Genomic DNA, 19,999 nt, shown 5'->3' with positions numbered 1-19,999 from the left:
CTCCAGCTCTCGATTTTCCTACTGTATTTGCGCCTTTCAGCAGTGCCGCCCCCCCAAATGGGGGGAGCGGCAAAACCCGATCAGCTACACTCTTGGCGAGTCTGCAGTTTTTGGGGGAGTGTCTGGAGACAACTCCCTGACCGATAACGGAAATTCGTTCGCGGCGAAGAATTTGGGGAGAATTCTAAAATGGTCAATTTTGTAGTCTGGGCGACGTTTGAGAGCATCTGGAGCGCCTTTGCCGCGGCCCCCGCCCCTTTTGGCGGACCGCGTAACGCCATGTCCTCGCCGACCGATGATGGAAATATCAATGTCGGCCAGGGTGATGAATTCACCTTTGTGGGCATCCCCGCTGGTCCGAGCGCTTACGCCGGCCCCCTCGAAATGCGGTCCTTCACCATGTCGAATGGCGGCACGGGCCTGTGGATGGTTGGTGTCGGCAATAGTGGCGGCATTATCATTCCGACGAATGAAATCGCCTATAACACGTTCAATGCAGGATCAGCGTTCACGATTACGTCAAACACCATCATTACTTCTTTTCCGTATGCTGATATTTTTGTTCCTATTGTACCCGGCGCTGCGGATGCCATGGATGACAGCGCCTCCACTTCAGAGGATGCCGGCACAACGATATCTGTTCTCGCCAATGATGACGGAACCGGGAATGCAGTGACCGCCATAACGCAAGGCGCCAATGGCGGCACCGTGACGAATAACGGCACCAGCGTCACCTATAATCCGAACGGACAGTTCGAATACCTCGCCGTGGGAGAGACCGCGACAGACACCTTCACCTATACGATTACGGACGGCAATGGCGCTACAGATACCGCGACTGTGACCGTGACTATCACCGGCGCGAATGACGCTCCGCAAATTGGCGCGGCCACGACCATCAACGGTACTGAAAGCGCAAACAATAATGGCCGGAATATTGGCGGCCCGGCATTTGTAGTTACTGATGTCGATGTCAGCGATGTGGTGACAGGCTCAGTGACCAATGTCGTGCAGTCTGGTGACAAGGCGGGCGTCTTGAGTGATGCGCTTCTACTTAGCATCGCAAAATTTGTCAGTAATGACGGCGGCCCCTTGATCGACGCGACTGAAACCACATCTCCGAGCGGTGTGTTCCGATTTAATCATGGTACGGATAATGATCCGACACGGTTCGATTTCCTGCAGGCCGGCGATGTCCTGACCCTGACCTACACGGTCACCGCCACAGACTCGCAAGGCGCGTCGGACAGCATAATCGTGACGTTTAACATCACTGGCGAGAACGATGATCCTGATGCGGTCGATGACAGCGGAATGGGGTTCACGACGAATGAAGACACCACCTTCACCACCGCGAATGTGCTGGCCAATGACACCGACGCCGATATGGGGGATGTTCTGTCCGTCAGCGGATTTGACGCGACCAGTGCGGCTGGCGCTCTGATCACCAGCAATGGCGACGGCACGTTCAATTACAATCCCAACGGCATGTTTGATCATCTCGCCGTAGGTGAGACGGCGACCGATACGTTCACTTATACCGTATCCGACGGAAATGGCGGCACCGACACAGCGACTGTTACGGTGAACATCACCGGCGTGAATGATGCGCCTGACCTTACAATCCTGAACGCCTATGTTCCGGACGAAGACTTATTCAACTTGTCTCCCTTGGGCTTTCCGAATGCCTTCCAGATCACCGATGTTGACGTCAATGACGTGGTGACGGCGTCGATCACCGGCGTCACCCAGTCTGGAGACAAGGCAGGCGTTGTCAGCGATGCAGAAATTCTCTCCCATTTCGAAATTAGGGGCGGCGCGACCGTCATCGAGGCCGGCGAAACCGACTCTGGCCCAATCTGGCTCACCTATAACGCGAATGGCGACCCGCTCTTCCAGTTCCTGCAGGCGGGAGATGTCCTGACCTTCGATCTGACGATCACGGTATCGGATGGAAATGGCGGCGTTGATACGGCCGTTGTATCCACAATTGTCAGTGGGGTGAATGACGCCCCTGTCGCCGTCGACGACAGCGGCATGGGCTTTGCGACCGATGAGGATACGGCGTTCACCACCGCGAATGTCCTTTCCAATGATTACGACCCGGATCTGGGGGATACGTTCAGCGTCACCGCCTTTGACGGATCCAGCATGGCCGGCGCGCTGATCACCAGCAATGGCGATGGCACGTTCAACTACGACCCCAATGGCATGTTCGATTACCTCGCCGTTGGTGAAAGCACGACCGACACCTTCACTTATACGATCACGGACAATAACGGGGCAACTGATACGGCGACAGTCACCGTGACCATCACCGGCGTTAATGACGCGCCGATGTTCACGGTACCGCAGGGCTATATGTTCACGAACACCGAAGATGCGTTTAACGCAGGGTTCGCCCTGGGCTTCCCCAGTATGCCTGATGTTCTGGACGTTGATGTCTCCGATGTCGTCAACCTCTCCATAACAGGGGTTGTCCAATCAGGGGACAAGGCGGGTACGCTGTCGAATGCCCAGCTCCTCCCATACCTGTCGCCTGCCAGTAATCCGATTATCGGTGCGGGGGTGACGGAAGGTGAGATGGTCGTTTTCTTTTCGTCTGGGCCGGGTGTATTCGACTTCCTTCAGGTGGGCGATCAACTCGAACTCACCTATAGCCTCACCGCGACCGATAGCCAGGGCGCGACGGATAGTGTTGTCCTCAACCTGTTCATCAATGGCGTGAATGACGCCCCTGTCGCGGTCGATGACAGCGGAATGGGCTTTGCGACCGATGAGGACACGGCGTTCACCACCGCGAATGTCCTCTCCAACGATTACGACCCGGATATGGGCGATACGTTCAGTGTCACCGCCTTTGACGCATCCAGCACAGCCGGCGCCCTGATCACCAGCAATGGGGACGGGACATTCAACTATGACCCCAACGGCATGTTCGAGTATCTTGGCGTTGGTGAGACCGCGACCGACACGTTCACCTATACGATCACGGATAATAATGGCGCGACGGATACCACGACCGTCACGATCGAGATTACGGGCGTGAATGATGCGCCGACTGCGCAAGATGACGCGTTCACCACCGACGAAGACAACGCCGTCATGGGGGATGTCCTTGTCGATAACGGCAATGGTCCCGATACTGACACAGACGGCGATCCTCTGACGGTAAATGCGGTCAATGGCGACGAAGCGAATGTGGATCAGCAGATCACGCTGGCTTCAGGAGCCCTGCTGACGGTGAACAGCGACGGCACATTCACATATGACCCGAACGGCCAGTTTGACTATCTGGCGGTTGGGGAAAGCACCACCGAGACCTTCACCTACCAGGTGACTGACGGTGGCACAGTCCAGACGGCTGGTGAATTTGAGCAATTGATCCTTCTCTCTTCGCTGTTTGCGGCAAATGGCGGTGATGGCTCGCTTGGATTTGTCATCAATGGCCCTCAGGAGCGGTCCGAAGCGGGAGTATCGGTTTCCGCCGCCGGTGACTTCAATGGTGACGGTATTGATGATTTTATCATCGGTGCCCCGAACTATAGCAATGATAACGACTCGGCGGGATCCGCCTTCATCGTCTTCGGAACCGATATGGGCTTCGACCCGGCTTTCGAGCTTTCCAGCATCGATGGCACGAACGGCATTGAGCTGCGCGGGATCAATGTTGATGACAGGACCGGGTTCTCGGTCTCCAATGCCGGAGACGTAAATGGCGATGGCATCGATGACGTCATTGTTGGCGCATATGTTGCTGCCCCGAACGGCGCTCTTTCAGGCAAAACATATGTCGTATTCGGCACGACCTCGCCGCTGGGGCCAGTCCTTGATCTTTCCACGCTGAATGGCACGAACGGGTTTGTCCTGAACGGTGCGAACGGATTCGATTTAAGCGGCATTTCCGTTTCGGGCGGCGGTGACGTCAATAATGACGGATTTTCCGACCTTATCGTCGGGGCCAATTTTGCAGATTCCAATGGTTTTGCTGAGAACGGCAAAACATATGTCGTGTTCGGCGGCAACAGTTTCGGCGCCAGTGTCGAGCTGTCTTCTTTGAACGGCGCAAACGGCTTTGCCGTCAATGGAGCAAACGCAAATTTCGACCTCTCAGGCAATGCTGTCTCGAATGCAGGTGATGTGAATGCGGATGGTATCGACGATATCGTCATCTCCGGCATTGCCGGGCGCTATTATGTTGTGTTCGGTTCGGATCAGCCCTTTAGCTCTACGATAGATGTCAGTGGGCTGAACGGAACCAACGGATTTACGTTTACGGGGGGTACGTCCTTCCGCAACGGTGTTTCCGCATCGAATGCTGGCGATATCAATGGCGATGGTATCGACGACATTGTGGTCGGTACGGGCCGTGTCAATAGCGGTACTGGCGAAGCCTATGTGATCTTCGGTCAGGCGGGGGCATTCTCTTCAACCATCGATGCCAGCTCACTCAACGGCACCAATGGCTTCATCTTCCGCGGTCTCGCACAATTTGAAAATCTCGGGGAAAGCGTCTCTTATGCAGGGGACATCAATGGCGACGGCTATGATGACCTGCTGATCGGTGCCTATGGTGCTGGGTCGAGCTTCTCGGACGGACAGACATATGTTCTGTTCGGGAAGGCTGGTGGTTTTTCGGCTCTTTATACCCGCGCGGATCTCGACGGGACGAACGGCTTCATCATCCAGGGCGGCGGGGGAGCGGGCCGCATTGGTGATGCCATTTCCGCGGCCGGCGATGTCAATGGGGACGGCATTGACGACCTCCTCATCGGCGCAAGGTCGGGAACGCCGAACGGCATTCTCTCAGGCCAGAGCTATGTCCTGTTCGGCCGGGCGACATTTGACGCCGTCGTCGACACCGCGACCGTCACGGTGACGGTCACTGGCGTGAACGATGCGCCCACGGCCAATGTTGATGTGGCGATGGCGGATGAAGACAATCCGACCGCGCCGATTGACGTGCTTGGTAACGATACTGATCCGGATACATCCGATGTCCTGACCGTCAGCAGTGTTGATGACAGCGGCACGACTGGCTCTGTTACGCTCAATATGGACAGCACTGTCACTTACGATCCCAATGGTCAGTTTGAATATCTGGCTGTCGGTGAAACGGCGACGGACACGTTTGAATACACTGTAAGTGACGGCAATGGCGGATTTGATACGGCGACCGTGACAGTCACGATCAGCGGCGTGAACGATGTCCCAACGGCCAATGATGATATGGCGGTGACCGATGAGGATAATCCGTCTGCACCCATTAACGTCCTGTCCAACGATACCGATCCGGATACATCTGATGTCCTGACTGTCGATAGCTTTGATGACAGCGCGACGATCGGCTCGGTCACGCTCAATGTGGACGGCACCTTCACCTATGATCCGAATGGCCAGTTCGAGTATCTGGCCGTCGGTGAGACAGCGACGGACACGTTTGAATACACCGTAAGTGACGGCAATGGCGGCTTTGACACCGCGACCGTGACAGTCACCATCAAAGGCGTGAATGACGCGCCCGAAGCCGAGGACGATTACTGCTACAGCCCTGTCGGAGAGATCATTGCCGGGAACGTCCTCGACAATGACACCGATGTGGACGCCAGCGACGTTCTCACGACGAGCCTAGTCTCGGATGTCTCTCATGGCACGTTGACGCTCAACAGCGATGGCAGCTTTACCTATGTGGCCGATAGCGGCTTCAAGGGCGTTGATCAGTTCACCTACCTTGTCGATGACGGCAATGGCGGGACGGACACCGCAACCGTCACCCTCGTCACCGGCACGTTTAATGGCGGTGTCATTATCGGTGACGACACGGCGGAAACCTTCCCGGGGCTGGGCGAAGATCTTTATGGCAGCGACCGGATCGACGGCCGCGGCGGCAATGACCTGATCTATGCGCTGACAGGTGATGATGATGTCACCGCAGGCAGCGGCGATGACACGGTCGCCGCTGGTAAGGGCGATGACCTCGTCAAGGGTCAGGGCGGTGATGACATTATCGTCGGTGATGCGGCCGGAAAGGACATCTTCAAAGGGCCTGACGGCAATGACACGCTCGAAGGTAATGCGGGTAATGACAAAATCGCTGGTCAGGGCGGGGATGACTCGATCGAAGGCGGCGACGACGACGACGAGCTGCAGGGCAATGACGGCGTCGACACGATCCGTGGCGGCAAGGGTGATGACCTGATCTCCGGCGGTGCCGAGCGTGACCGGCTTTACGGGAACGCCGGCAATGACGAGATCTGCGGTGATGAAGGCGACGACATCATCCGTGCAGGCTTCGGCGATGATCTCGTCTTTGGCGACAATGGGGCCGACCGCCTCGTCGGTGAAGACGGCAATGACACCATGCTGGGCGGCAATGGCCGCGACACCATGCGCGGCGGCAATGATGACGACCTTCTCTTTGGCGGAGCCGGGATCGACTCCATCAAAGGGGATGCCGGCAATGACATCATCGTCGGCGGGGATGAAACCGGCCGCGGCGACGACATCACCGGCAATGACGGCGATGACCTCATCTTCGGTGAAGGCGGCGAAGACAATCTTCAGGGCTCGGACGGGCAGGATACGATCCTCGGCGGTATCGGTGCGGACGACATCGATGGCGGCAAGGACGAAGACATCCTCTTCGGCGAAGACGGCAATGACGACATCGATGGCAGTGCCGGCGATGACAAGATCTTTGGCGGCGCAGGCGATGACAACCTGAACGGCAATGATGATGATGACTTCATCGAAGGCGAAGACGGCGCCGATGATATCCGCGGCGGCCATGGCAATGACACCATGCTGGGCGGCAATGGCGCGGACTCGATTTCGGGGTCGGATGCCTTTGACGTCGAGCCGGGCTTCTTCGGCGATGATGGCGATGACAAGATCTTCGGCGAGAACGGCAATGACGTTCTCGAAGGCGTCAACGGCAATGACTTCATCGATGGCGGCAATCATGATGACACGATTTCCGGCGGTAATGGCGATGACATCCTGCGCGGCGAAGACGGCTTCGATGTGATCAGCGGCGATGCCGGTGACGACCAGATCGATGGCGGCGCATCGGCTGACACGCTGCTTGGCGGTGAAGGCCTCGACACCATTCTCGGTGCGGATGGAAATGACTCCATCGAAGGCGGGGTTGATGACGACTGCCTCGATGGCGAAGGCGGCGATGACTATGTCGCAGGCGGCGCCGGCAATGACATGATCGACGGCAGCGCCGGGGATGATGTCCTCTACGGCAATGCTGGCAATGACGTCCTGCAGGGCGGCTCAGGCAATGACATTGTCCACGGCAATGACGGTGATGATTTCATCGACGGCGGCAGTGACAATGGCTTCCAGTCCGTCGAAGTCATTGATGGCGTCTTGACCTATACCGGCGGCGATAATCTCTTCGGCGGCGCAGGCAATGACACGCTCTTCGGCAATAACGGAGATGATGCCCTTTACGGGGGTGACGGTGATGACCTGCTCTTTGGCGGTGCGGATGGCGCGAACTTCAACGTCTATTATGGCGGGATGCATGATGACACGCTTGTCAGCGGCTCAGGGACTGACATCATGTATGGCGAAGAAGGCGCCGATGACTTTGTCTTCGAAATTCTCGTGACCACGGATGCCAGCGGCAACATCACTGACATCACCGGCAATTTCGGGGTCGACTTCATTGTCGATTTCGATGGCAATCAGGAAGACCAGATCTGCTTCGACATTGTCCTGACGGATGGCAGTGTTGGTTCTTTCAGTGCCGCGGACTTCTTCGAGGCGCTGGACGATTTCACGACCCTGGGCAGCATTGATGCCCTTATCGCTGCGGGTCCGTTCGCAGAGATGCCGACTCTGATGACGGACAATGGCCTGTCGATTACCTTCAGCGATGGCAGTATCCTGAGCATTCTTGATGTCAGCCCGAATACCAATTTCGAGCTCGATGAAGTCCTCTCGCTTAATCCGTTTGCGGATACGCCGAAGAACTTCCAAGGCTTCTGGCAGACGGATGAGGAAGTCCTCACCTATGGCTTCGACAAATATGACGAACCTTTCGTGCCGGGCGTCGACAAGACCATCATGGATATGGATCGTCCGGTCATGGAGGTCGGCCCGTTCGACATTCCGTCAGACGACTTCACCAAGACCGAGCTGATGGATATCTTTGCGGAGTTCCTCCACTAAGATGTCGCTCGGCTCCAGCGGTCGGTAAGGCTGGGAAATTCCAAGAGGCCCGCTTCAACGAAGCGGGCCTTTTCTTTGCGCCCTGCTCTCTTCGGTCTGTAGCTGACGGCAGCCAGACCAAGGACGGGCAATAGTCCGAACCATTGAGATCGATCAGCGGATCTATAGGGATAAGAAAAATGGTGCCCAGGGGCGGAATCGAACCACCGACACGCGGATTTTCAATCTGGCTCAGGCTCTTTGCAGCTTGCTTCAGATCACGTCATTTCGGTGCTAAATCGGCTGCAGGATTACGTTTTAACGAATGCATCCAGTTTCAGCTCTTTTCATCCTGAAGCAGTCAAGCGCAGGGTAAGTTGAACCCCAAATTGAACCCCGTAACGAAGCAAAATCGACACGCCCTTGATCACGGAAAATCTTCCAGCCGGGTGGCCCAAATAACGGGTGCAAGTCAAATAAATCTTAGATTGAAAAGTGGATACGTTTTAGGGGGCTAGGACAATCTCACAAATCTGTGAATCGAAATTCAAAACGCTGCTCGAGATTTCTTTGAGTGACCTCATAAGGCGCGACTCCCACGTGAACAGGATATTTCCATTTGGAAATGGATTCACTCACGGCTTCAGCGAAGCAGGGGTGCGAAGCTTCACGTATGAAGGGATTGATGACACCGCCAGCGCCAGTGATGTCGAATTGGACCACAGCAAAACCTTCAATCCGGCGTCCTAGGCAATTGTAAGGGAAGGCGGGGCGCTCGACCTTAACTGGTTCAACAGGCACTCGGCCTCGAGTAAGAAAATTTAACCGCCGATCTTCTGCACGCTGTGCAAGCAAAACAAATTGAGGTGCGCTTAGGTCATAAGTTGGCTTTTGTTCGACACTTACCAGAAAACGGTAGAGGGCCATGGATGCGGCCTGGTTCCAGTTCGGCGTTATGGTCGCTTCGAAGAAACTTTCGTGACGTAGCCATCTCTGGGCAAGCATATGCCGTTCAGCCAATGGCAGCTTATCGTATTGGCGCATGAGGTCGGCACGTGCACTCAACGCTTGATTGGGCTGTCTAGCGCAATGCAATGGATCGACGCCGCGCGCACGCGCCAGCAGTTGCGTTATGCCATAAGTGTAAAGGGCCCGCTGTGTAGAATGGAGCCCCTCAACGTCTCTGTATCGACCACTTACCGCGATACCATTACCACCATCTTCGTACAGAAGGTCCACATTACCCGAGGTGGTCCCCACAAGCGCACGAACTGCCACATGCCCCTCATAATGATTACTACTATTTGTGCGGTACGTTAGGTCAAGGCCTATGAAGTCAAAGCTAGTGTCTCCACCAGCTCTAAGTTCGGCCCCCATAATTTTCAATTTTAAAGCACGCGCTTGCGATAGCGTCACGCGGTCATATTCAGTCCACGCCCCTGAAAAAATGAGCATGTTAGAGACATCATCGGCATTGATCTTTCCACGGTTCAACACGAGGACCTTGAAGTTTTCACGACCCATCATGTTTGTGACTCCTGGCAGCCAATCGCTCGCTCCTTCTGAAAAGGCCTTCTTCAGGAATTTAGGCGCCCCTGTTTTGTCCGCGATGGGCCATTGAAATATCTCATTGACCTGCGTGGGCGCCCGACTTGCGATATCGTTTCCAATACAGGCGACGAACCCATCGATCGATTGCTCGACAGGCCGTATTTGTCTTGGGGATGGACCAAGCTTACCCCAAGCCTCTTCTTCGATGGGGTTTTTTGCCTCAGGCGGCGGATTATCCTCTGTATAGTAGGGAACTGCGCACCCCATCAGAGAGGCGATCAAAAATAAGAAGATGCCAATAGACGAAATACGCATTCCCCACCTCAATCGCAGAACGAAACAATGGTCACATCGACCAATACTGTGCTGATTTCTTCATTTGGCAGGGCCAGGCCTAAACTGCCGTCCTGGCCAGACCCACCAATTACGATATCTGAGCACCCGACATCGATTACCGAATCCGTTAGGAGAAAACTGGTCCCATCATCAAACACGCTACCGTTTGAGGCATTCGGGATTTGATTTGGATCGAAATCGATTTCACCCCTGACACCGAGTGGCGTTACGTATGCGCGGAGATATTCCGCCTCGAGACGGGCAACCTCACCATCTTGCGCGGAGACTTGAGACGACGCGAGCGCCATCGCCCCAAGTGAAATACCGATCAGGCGTTTCATGATCTTGGTATAAAGGGGGGCAGAGCCCCCCTATCCCTTGTGATCAACGATTGATGGTATTGATGGCAATATCGACATCACCGCCGCCAATGCCAGCAATGATTGTGTCTTCTGCCTGGAATCGTTGCGAAAAGCTTCCGGCATTCAGTTCATCAAGCTCGACAGTATTGATGCCGATGTTGACGTCACCGCCGCCAATGCCAGCAATGATCGTATCTTCTGATTGGAAAACTTGCTCGAAACGATCCGCACGCAGTTCTTCCGCATTGACTGTATTGATACCGATGTTGACGTCACCGCCGCCAATGCCAGCGATGATCGTATCTTCAGACTGATAAGTCTGATCCCATTCGCCGACATCGAATTCTTGAGCTGCCGCTATTGAGATGGAAATGGAAAAGACGGCGATGCCGGCTGCAGAGCTTTTAAGGATATTGCGCATAATGGGTCTCCCTTGGAAAGCGCGTGGTTAGGGGCCCTGATTGCTGACGGGTTCAGTCTTTCTTCAGCGCCCGGTTTCTATTTTCGCCACAAATGGCTGGACTGCACGGTTGCCAAAGAACGGATCAGATTATTTTTTGTGACGGTTTTGTGTAAATCTTCATAAATGCATATGCCTTGCCTTGACCCGCCTTCATTTATGCATTTCCCTTCATTGGGGCATAAGCGGTCCGACACACGGATGCGCAAAAATGCATATCGATGTTGGGGGCGCTGGGGGGGGGCTATGTCAGGCATTAATTATGAAGTGGGTTGCCAAAAGCTCTGGGCGGCTTTGTGTGACGCGAATCAAACGGCACCCACTAGCGAAACTTATGATGCCCTGAAAAAGCTCCTAAGGGAGGGAAGGCACGTTTGTAGCGTCCCTCACCAGCCACACCCCCTGGATCGGTTTTTGGACATACATGGCTTGGGCATCGTCCTTCGCATCAATGCTGCACTAAACGTGGTCAGGCCAGAGGACTGCGGCGATATCTGTAGTCGCATCCGAGCTTATGCCGCGAAACTACCAGAGCCTGGGACTTCCCGATTTGAGGGCTTCGTATGTGAACGAACTACAAATTCTAAGAAACCTGTTTCGGCAATAAATACAGGAGACGAGGAAGTTGCTTTACACAGATTTTTTAACCCAAAGTCACAAAGCGCCCTAACTCTTCCGGCGAGTGTCTTTGAGGAGATCGCGAATGTCCTCTGTGATTGGCGGAATAACCTTCCAGAATATGCACACACGGAATATATAAACCCCCGTGATTTTCTTACTTTGAGCTTCGCTGGAAAAGATGCCATTAAAAATTTTGAGAAATGGTTTGCTACCGGGGTGTACGTAGAGCAGCCTGCTCAGCCCAACTCGAGCGATGACTTTGTGACGCCTGGTTTTTTTGATCCAGGAAACTGGCCATTTTTCAAGTTGAATCGGGAAACGCTGATCGAAGAGATCAAACAGTGGCTCTGTGAGCATAGCGATCAGCGTGTATTTAATGTCTTCGCCCCAACGACGATGAAAGGACAAGGGGCACTAGCCAAGCATATTGGTCAAATGGTGCCCAAAATAAGTGGCCTTGACCTAAGGGTTATCTGTTTGCCCATGAGTGCTGCAGATATGACGGCTGCCCCATATAGCTACCATCAGATCGTCAAAATACTCCATGAATTTGCCCATGAGCGATCATGGCCATCATCCGAAGCTCTTGCCGTGCCAATTGGTGATGCACGATTGGCGCGAATGATCAAAGAGATCCGAAATTCGCTCGTCAACAAGCCAGCGCTCATCATTTTTTGGGGGCATACGGAATGTGATTCAACTTTCCATGAAGTTTTCCGGATCATCCGCGACGATCATGTCCTGACTACGCTGGTTCCGGCACTATTAGAGCCGCCAACTATGATGCCTAATGGCGAGCCTGTGAACTTGGACACATGGAGATTGAATAGAATCTTGGTCGTCAGCAATAAGCCTTTGAAAGAGACTGACGAGTCTGAACCGGAAAAATCAGCAAATGGATTACAGAGGTATCGCAAAGTATCTCATTTGATCAGTAGAGCGAGTATACTTCCGAAGGCACATAAAAATGATATGAAAAAGATCGATGAATCGCATCAGTATACTAATCTAAAGACGCTGATAATGTGGAAAGAAAGGGCGATCAAGTCTGAAACATCGGAGAATCTTCTTCGTATTCTCGATGCTGCCATCTCGCTTTCTGACCGCTTGTCGCTTGATAGGGAACAATTAAGGACGCGTGTCGAGAGCATATATCTAGCCTCTATACACGAGAAGAATAGAGCGCGAAAAGTGTCCCGTTTAATCATGGAGATGCTCAAGGACAATAAGCCCGTCTGGTGGTTTTGGATGGTAACTCTAATTGCTACCCCAGATGGGGTGCAGCCGAATACACTTAACCGATTGACCAGAGATTTTCGGGCTAAAGCACGACCTAAAGCACAAAGAAGCGCCAATCTTAAAGAGGTGGCTCAAGATGATTTTGGATTAAGTTCGATTGGGGTGATGCAATCTGTGCTTGCGCCCATTGCTACATTTGGAAGGTATGCAGATTATTTAGGGCGTGGCATACCCGATGATCTGATCGCTGAGCAGGGGTCGCCAGAAAGAGTACTTGAGTTCCGCCACGGTAGTATCAGACAGATCTTTTTAGACTCATTTCTTTCTGATCGTGAAAACTTCTCTGTTCTCAGAACAATTCACGTGCTGCTCTGTCAAGAAGCATTATCTCAGTATTCAGTCCATATTTTGCATGCAGAGCCGGCGGAGCGTCACGGATTGAGATCTCAGAGACGACTATTTCAAGCGATTTTACACGGGTTGTCAGCCATCGGATTAGTACGTGCGAAGTCGATGGACAAGTCATTGGTCAGAACTGGAGAGACGCTGCAGATCCCTCACATGCCTTATGACCTCTGGGAGTATTTATTCAATGACATATATCTTCGCTTACTTGAAAATATTCCAAATTGGAGGCTGTCGAGGGTTTTTGGCCGTGACCAGGCCAAGATAGAATTGCTTACCGCCTTTTTGCGTCCTTGGTTATTGTTGGAAGGCGCCGACATAGATGAGCCGAATAGAGAGCAATCTGTACTTGATGACCCGAAGTTTCCAGAGCACTCAAAGAAATCTACCTATGAAATCATTATGCTGTCGGAAGGCCAGGCATTAAGAGCTCTCAATCTGAATTTCTCTTCTGCAACCTGCCATGACATTGACGCTGCATCTAGCAGACATGTGAGCTTGGGCGTTCTGGAGAGACAGCACAAGCAAGAACTTGACAAGGCAATCCTTGAATTTCCCAACATTGGAGATAAGGTTTATCATCGCCTTGAGCAGTTCAAGAGTCGGTCATTTCCTGACGTAAATATTGATGAATCAATGGTAGCTGCAGGCACTCAATTGTGTAATGATTTACTTCAGTATGCGTCGAAAAAGGTCTCAATAATTGAGCAATTGGCCAGAAGTGGTGGCGGGGGAGAGTTGCTTGGAGTCGCAATTGCTTCCAACGTTAGCGATATAAAATGCATACTGAATGAATATATTTCTTCAGGGCGAATATCTGATGTTTCGCATGCGATAAATGTTCTCAACCGTTATGCAGAAATCATTGCAACATCGGCAGAGTTGCAGAGGCTTTTGGATAAGGAGGAGTGGCTAAGAACTTATAATGCTCACAGATTGATTGTCCAAGAATTTGGATGTCCAACCGGGGTGGAAGTCAACTTCAAGGGTGGAATGCACTTATTCGCCCACGCTTTTGCTGTTTATGAGGTTGCAGAAATCGTAAGGATGATTGGTCGCCGAGCGTTTCCTGGCAAGCCAGGTTTTTCCGTTTCTGGTCACCCGACGCGCAACGCCATCAGGGTAGCGGCAAAGCTAGAGAATTATGCTCTTCAACATGAGCAAACAAGCAGCTACTCGGGAAATCAGGAGTATCGTGTCTTTGGACAGTACGCCAGGCTAATGCTTGATGAGTTAATCCGTACACATGTTATTTATGACAGGGAGCGAGCGGTGATCTACGTTATCGAAGCCATGATGACGCGGCTCATGCAACGCCCACATGATTCGATTTTGTATTTAAAGCGGGCACTCTCACTTCTAGCTAGAGCCGAAACGCTAGTGTTTTCATTTTCGCCAGTGACAAGATTGCGAGCGCGGTTTCTCTTAGAGCGGTCGAAGCTATCCTACAGAATGTACGATGAGCTTAGAGTCAAGCCTAATCAGAGTGAAGCTGCGCAAATGTGGAGGAAAAATGGAAAGCGCGATGCGGATATGCTTAGAGTGCTTGCGGAACGTTTTCATGGAGCGCTATGGGTTCAATTAGCAGAATATCAGCAGACGAAGTATGAAGTCAGCCCCGACTCTTAGGCTGATGTTCGGAGTGGATAGTAGGCCGATTTAAGCTTATTAGGCATCCACTTTATGTAACTTTCCATCTGACCTGCTTACCGAAACTTGAGTCACACTGAGCTGGAATTTCCTATTTTAGGCTGCCGTTTAGGTGGCAGACAGAGTTCCATGTAGAAGTCGAAATTCACTAACGCGCATATGAAGACGGCATGGCTGCGCCACAAGTTATCGGTTGTTGCAAATTTCACTCTCCCCCACTCTACTTGCTCACTATTTCGCTTAGAGCGAATTGTGAGCACGTTCGGGGTTAGCTAGTCGGGACGGCAAGCTGCTTACCAATTTGTAAGTACACGCTATTTTTGATCAGTCTGTTTTAAATCACTTCATCATAACCCACAAAGCCTCAACAAAAAGCCTGACGCATACATACCAATGTCTTATGTTTTGGTATGCCAGTTCGATTGACAGACAAGACCATTCAGGGGCTGAAACCCAAAGAGAAGCGTTACTTCGTTGCTGATGCGGCTTGCAAGAATCTAGCCGTCCGTGTCCAGCCGAATGGGTCGAAATCCTGGTATATTCGTTAGCTAGTGGATGGAAAGAATATCCGTAGAAAGTTCGACGACTACCCTCGCCTCAGCTTGGCCGGCGCAAGGAAGCGCGCTCATGAATTGAGTATCTCGATGCTGACAGCAGAAGTCGAGCGGCAAGCCCCCTCTTTCGGTGAAGTCCGTGAGAGGTTTATCCAGTTGCACGTGCGGGAGAACTGCAAGGATGTCCGCAACTATATCTCTCGGCTCAAGAAATTTTCTCAATTCGATGCCCGGGAAGTTACCGACATTTCCCGCCGAGACATATTCAATGTGCTCGACGAGCTTCGTGCGAAAGGTAATGGCGCTAGCGTGAACCGAACGCTCGCGAACATTCGAAAGTTGTTCAACTGGGCGCTTGATCGTGGATATGTCGAGGTCAACCCGATCTCAAACGCGCGAGCCATTGTGAAAGAGGTCCCCCGTGACCGAGTGCTGACCGATAATGAACTAGGTCGGATCTGGGTCGCCGCCGAAGCTGAAGGATTTCCGTTCGGACCGCTGGTTCAAATGCTCATTCTCACAGGTCAGAGACGGTCAGAGGTCGGCGGAATGCGTTGGAGCGATGTGGACTTCAGCAGAGGTGTTTGGACGATCGCAGCCGATCAGGCCAAGAACGGTTGTGCCCATGAGGTTCCCCTCGCAGAGTCGGCGCTTGCAATCACACGATTAGCCCCAAATTTCCTTGGCTCTGATTACGTCTTCACCACTACAGGCCGGAGTCCGATATCGGGGTATGGGAGGCTTAAGAAGCGGCTCGATATAGCCTCTGGTGTGGCCAACTGGCGACTGCATGACCTCCGACGGACTACGGCCACTGGCTTGGCTAAGCTCGGTACAGCCCCACATATCATTGAGGCTGTACTGAACCACAAGTCAGGTATCGTCAGCGGTGTCGCAGCAACCTATAATCGATATGCTTATGCCGAGGAGAAACGAGCCTCATTAGAATGTTGGAGTGACCATGTTGAGAAAGTCTCAGCACAATCCGTACTACACCAAATGGCTTGAAACACTGTGGTATTGCCCAGAGTTCCAGTATCCGGAGGGGCGTCATCCTGACATTGATCTGTTTAAAGATGACATGATGTCTGGATTGGCAAGGAAACTGGGGCTTCCAGAAAATAGTCCCCTAACAGACCTTGCTGAGGACCTTCGGGTCCTAGCGAAAGCTTTCCTGAAAATCGCGCTCACCTCCCCTTTAGGCCTACAGGATGGTCCGGCTGCTCTAACGAATAACGAACGATATAGACGTATAGAAACTGATATCGTCAAGCCTATCGAAAAAATTCAGTCAGTGCTTTCCGAGCAAAAGCTTGGCCTCCTCTCTGTTTGGCCAAACTTGATGAACGCGAAGCCTCCTAAATTGAAGGATCTTTCAAGGCAGCTAGAGCTTCTGCATGAATGGGCATTAGAGACGATAGCGGAACTCGATGATCGTGCCTCAGATCGAGGAAAAAATCGCACTGAATTTGAGATGGCTCTTGGAAGTGAGCTACTGAAACTGTTTCGTAGTCGGCTGAGTATGCATCCTGCTGAAACTAGTAGCTATGACAGGCAAGATAATCCGAGCTCATATCTATATACATTTATACGTGCCGTGACGGATCACATTTTCCCAATCGACGCGCTAATTAGCCTTCACCTGCTACGGCAGGTCGCCAAGGATTTTCCCGATCGTTCTCACGCAAATTCAGCGTGAGAAGCAGAGCGCATTTTCTACCATTTTGTCTGTCTAAGTAGTTTCTTTCTCATGCGTGAATTCGCGCGCATAATGGAGGCTATCTTGAGAAAACTACTGCGTAAGGACCAACTACCAGATCTGGGTATAACAGAGTCACCCTCAACACTACTACGATGGGAGGCAGCGGGGCTGTTTCCAAAGCGCGCCAAATTGGCAGGCTTCCGCGTGGCATGGGATCAGGCGGAGATTCAGGCGTGGATAGATCGCCAGTTCTCTCAGTCGAAATAATAGTCAGTACTGATTATGGCTAAGCAGACTAGACGCCAAAAGCCCCAGCCTCACTGGCTGAAGCGAATCAAACCATTTCTTGAAATGGTCTATGAGGGCCAACCTGGCGGCCATGTATTTTTGGCAGCCATGGCCCGCTCAACTGGCCGATGGGCCGAACGGTGTTTTGAGACAAACGACTACGAAGGGATGATTTCATTTATTCGTGATCACCCGCGCACAAAATTCGACCTCTATTTCTGTCCACATGTTTTTGCACAGACACAACGGAAGCGTCAGTTTGCTTTGTCTACGTGCTATCTACATGTCGATATCGATGACGCTGATCCAAATCAATTCGAGATTTTTCCTTCTCAGCTGATCGAGACTTCACCAGGGCGATATCAAGGATTGTGGCTTTTGAACGAGCTTATACCCGTTGAGGAAGCGGAAGCTCGCTCGAAGGCCCTAGCTTACTGTTCTGGTTCTGGCAGGAATGGATGGTCGATCACAAAGATGATGCGTATCCCGTATACGTATAATCACAAGCCGCAATACGACCGCCCCTTCGTCAGGTTGGCGTACGATCTGCCAATTTTCTTCAGTACGGATGACTTTCCTACGGCAATAGTCTCGAACGCGCAGGTCAGTACAAGGAAATTGAATCCGTCAGTGACCACCCGGAAAGACGTACTGAGAAAGTACCGGACAAAATTATCTGATAAAGTTCGGTACCTGCTGAGACGCACGGATGTGCATGCTGTGGATGGTGATCGATCTGGCGTCATCTACGCGATTGTGGCGTCACTTCATCACGCCGGGGCGTCTCCAGACGAAATTGCATCTGCGGTCTGGGAACAGCCCCACTTTATCCAAAAGCACGGGAAGAACGAAACCAAGCTTGTTTCCGAAGTATCCAGAATTCTAAAAAAATTGGAGTCATGAAACCATGAAGAGACACAAACCAGCCCGCTATCGCGACTTGTCGAGCATCAAACCCAAAATCACCAAATGGCTGTGGAAACCATTTATAGCCCGTAGGCAAATGACAATTTTGGAGGGTGACCCCGGAGTCGGCAAGTCGTTCTGGCAATGAAGATCGCTTCCGTTATTTCAACTGGTGGCTTGATCATGGACCAGGACCGGGTCGACGAGGGCAAAGTGCTTTACTTCGGTGTCGAAGATGATCCTGAACACACAATTAGACCGCGAGTCGATGCTTTGGGTGGAAATCCGGACAACATCCGTCTTCAGTACATATACGAGCCATTGGTTGGTGATGGTCTGACGCGCATGAGGGCAACGGTAAAAAAATACCACCCTACCCTGATCGTGATCGTGATCGTGATCGTGATCGTGATCGTGATCGTGATCGTGATCGTGATCGTGATCGTGATCGATACTCTTTATGCCTATATGGATAGTGAAAAAAACCCCTACAGTCCCACCACGATCAGGCCATTCTTGTACGGCATTCTCCGTGCCGCCCGGTCCGTCGACGCCGCTGTTCTGGTCTTACGTCATTTAAGAAAAGGCGATGCTTCGAAAGCGATTTACCGCGGACAGGGAGCAATCGACGTGGCGGGTGTCGTCCGGTCTATGTTGATGGTCGAAAGACATCCGGAACAACCAAACTTAATCGTTGCCGCACACTCCAAAACGAATATCGGTAAGCGCGGCGAGAGCTTCATGTATGAGCTCGTCGAAGTTCCAGGGTCCGACCAACCCAGATTCGAGTGGCGAGGTAGTTCTCCAATCTCGGCAGAGGAATTGGCAGGAGGCACGAAGGGATCTCCTTCACTTCTCGACCAAGCGATGACCTTCCTTGAGAACACCCTTGCTGAGGGTAACGTGTCTTCCAACGATGTCTATTCGAATGCGAGTAAAGTGGGGTTCTCGAAACGTACAATCGATCGAGCTCGGCAAGAGCTTGGCGTCGAAAAGAAAAAAGTCGGTAAGAAGTGGTTCATGGCCTTGGCCGCGGACTAACTTCGCCAACCTCGCCAATTTACCCAAGTATAAAGCTGGTATTCTTGGAACTTTACCATCTCTCTGATGGGGCAAGTTGGCGATGTTGGCACAGTTGGATGTAGATCGAGAGCGACACGCGGACTAACTATCCGTCTTTACAAAGAAGATAAGGCGAGCTGGGAGATAATCCTCGGCTCGCTTTTTTCGTGAGCGGAAGGACTTTCGCCTGACCTCGGGGTTCGATTTGGGGTTCAAAACGCCCGTCAAAGGGTCGTGGGCGCGCGAAAATGATCTGTCTACTGTTGACCACCAGAAATTTTCTCGAGATCGCCCTCGGGTGTCTGTGGCCGTTTACTGCGTATTGCAGATCGGGCGCTGCCCTGTCGCTCGAACATGCTGCCAGATCAGGGCGCGTTCAGCATATTCCACATAGCAACCCATGACCTGATCGTCTGTGGCCACTCCGTGAGGGATATGGCTGCGTACCCACAGCTCCGTCACGTCAGACCCGAGTTTGTTGTGGTAGGTCACACCACCAGCATGACCCGGCTGACCCGTTGTCGCGGACCGATGGAATTGAGAGAGGCGATACCGGATACCTTTCCGCCCAACAGTCATGCCGATGTAAATCACGTCGAGTCCGGCACCTTTCCCGATCAGGTAAAGGCCGGGTCCCCGCGATAGCGATGATCGCTGATCCCATGGAATCCATTGTGTCAGATGAACTGGTTCAAACATC

12 protein-coding genes are annotated in these 19,999 nt (G+C 52.4%); 8 read left to right on the top strand and 4 right to left on the bottom strand.

What is annotated here, in order from left to right:
• Positions 1–189 precede the first annotated feature (189 nt).
• Entirely contained in the window at positions 190–8,184 is a 7,995-nt protein-coding gene (locus DX908_RS14115; protein ID WP_116393139.1) for a beta strand repeat-containing protein, read from the top strand.
• A gap of 504 nt (positions 8,185–8,688) precedes the next feature.
• Here DX908_RS14115 and DX908_RS14110 read toward each other — a convergent pair.
• Genes DX908_RS14110 through DX908_RS14100 form a run of 3 tightly spaced genes read right to left on the bottom strand, consistent with a single transcriptional unit; the run spans position 8,689 to position 10,833 of the window.
• Complete coding sequence (locus DX908_RS14110) at positions 8,689–10,029, bottom strand: energy transducer TonB (RefSeq protein ID WP_116393138.1); 1,341 nt, start codon at positions 10,027–10,029, stop codon at positions 8,689–8,691.
• An 8-nt stretch (positions 10,030–10,037) separates the two neighbouring features.
• Entirely contained in the window at positions 10,038–10,391 is a 354-nt protein-coding gene (locus DX908_RS14105; RefSeq protein WP_116393137.1) for a hypothetical protein, read from the bottom strand.
• Between the two features lie 43 nt (positions 10,392–10,434).
• Positions 10,435–10,833 carry a hypothetical protein gene (locus tag DX908_RS14100; protein ID WP_116393136.1) on the bottom strand — a complete coding sequence of 133 codons (399 nt, stop codon included), beginning with the start codon at positions 10,831–10,833 and terminating at the stop codon, positions 10,435–10,437.
• Positions 10,834–11,118: 285 nt separating this feature from the next.
• On the opposite strand from DX908_RS14100, the gene DX908_RS14095 reads away from it, so the two are divergent.
• The 7 genes from DX908_RS14095 to DX908_RS14065 all read left to right on the top strand — a co-directional run bounded on the left by DX908_RS14095 (position 11,119) and on the right by DX908_RS14065 (position 19,278).
• Positions 11,119–14,766 carry a hypothetical protein gene (locus DX908_RS14095; protein WP_116393135.1) on the top strand — a complete coding sequence of 1,216 codons (3,648 nt, stop codon included), beginning with the start codon at positions 11,119–11,121 and terminating at the stop codon, positions 14,764–14,766.
• A gap of 665 nt (positions 14,767–15,431) precedes the next feature.
• Complete coding sequence (locus DX908_RS14090) at positions 15,432–16,349, top strand: tyrosine-type recombinase/integrase (RefSeq protein WP_116393134.1); 918 nt, start codon at positions 15,432–15,434, stop codon at positions 16,347–16,349.
• Positions 16,303–17,040 (top strand): hypothetical protein, encoded by a 738-nt coding sequence (locus DX908_RS14085; protein ID WP_147303816.1) that lies wholly within the window; start codon positions 16,303–16,305, stop codon positions 17,038–17,040. Before DX908_RS14090 ends, DX908_RS14085 begins: the two co-directional genes overlap by 47 nt.
• Before the next feature lie 51 nt (positions 17,041–17,091).
• On the top strand, positions 17,092–17,310 hold the full coding sequence (locus DX908_RS16815; RefSeq protein WP_369122917.1) for a helix-turn-helix transcriptional regulator: 219 nt from the start codon (positions 17,092–17,094) through the stop codon (positions 17,308–17,310).
• Positions 17,311–17,325: 15 nt separating this feature from the next.
• On the top strand, positions 17,326–18,234 hold the full coding sequence (locus DX908_RS14075; protein WP_116393131.1) for a DNA-primase RepB domain-containing protein: 909 nt from the start codon (positions 17,326–17,328) through the stop codon (positions 18,232–18,234).
• A gap of 4 nt (positions 18,235–18,238) precedes the next feature.
• Positions 18,239–18,385, top strand: a complete 147-nt coding sequence (locus DX908_RS16810) for an AAA family ATPase (protein WP_116393130.1) — start codon at positions 18,239–18,241, stop codon at positions 18,383–18,385.
• A complete protein-coding gene (locus DX908_RS14065; protein WP_116393129.1) occupies positions 18,382–19,278 on the top strand; it encodes an AAA family ATPase in 897 nt (298 codons plus the stop codon). Before DX908_RS16810 ends, DX908_RS14065 begins: the two co-directional genes overlap by 4 nt.
• A gap of 333 nt (positions 19,279–19,611) precedes the next feature.
• Here DX908_RS14065 and DX908_RS14060 read toward each other — a convergent pair whose 3' ends face one another.
• The gene (locus DX908_RS14060) at positions 19,612–19,998 is read right to left on the bottom strand and encodes a hypothetical protein (RefSeq protein ID WP_116393128.1); all 387 of its coding nucleotides are present in this window, start codon (positions 19,996–19,998) and stop codon (positions 19,612–19,614) included.
• Position 19,999: the final 1 nt, after the last annotated feature.

Source organism: Parvularcula marina, assembly GCF_003399445.1.
Lineage (GTDB): Bacteria > Pseudomonadota > Alphaproteobacteria > Caulobacterales > Parvularculaceae > Parvularcula > Parvularcula marina.
Note: the sequence above shows the minus strand (reverse complement) of the source record. Positions and strands in the feature narration are given on the sequence as shown.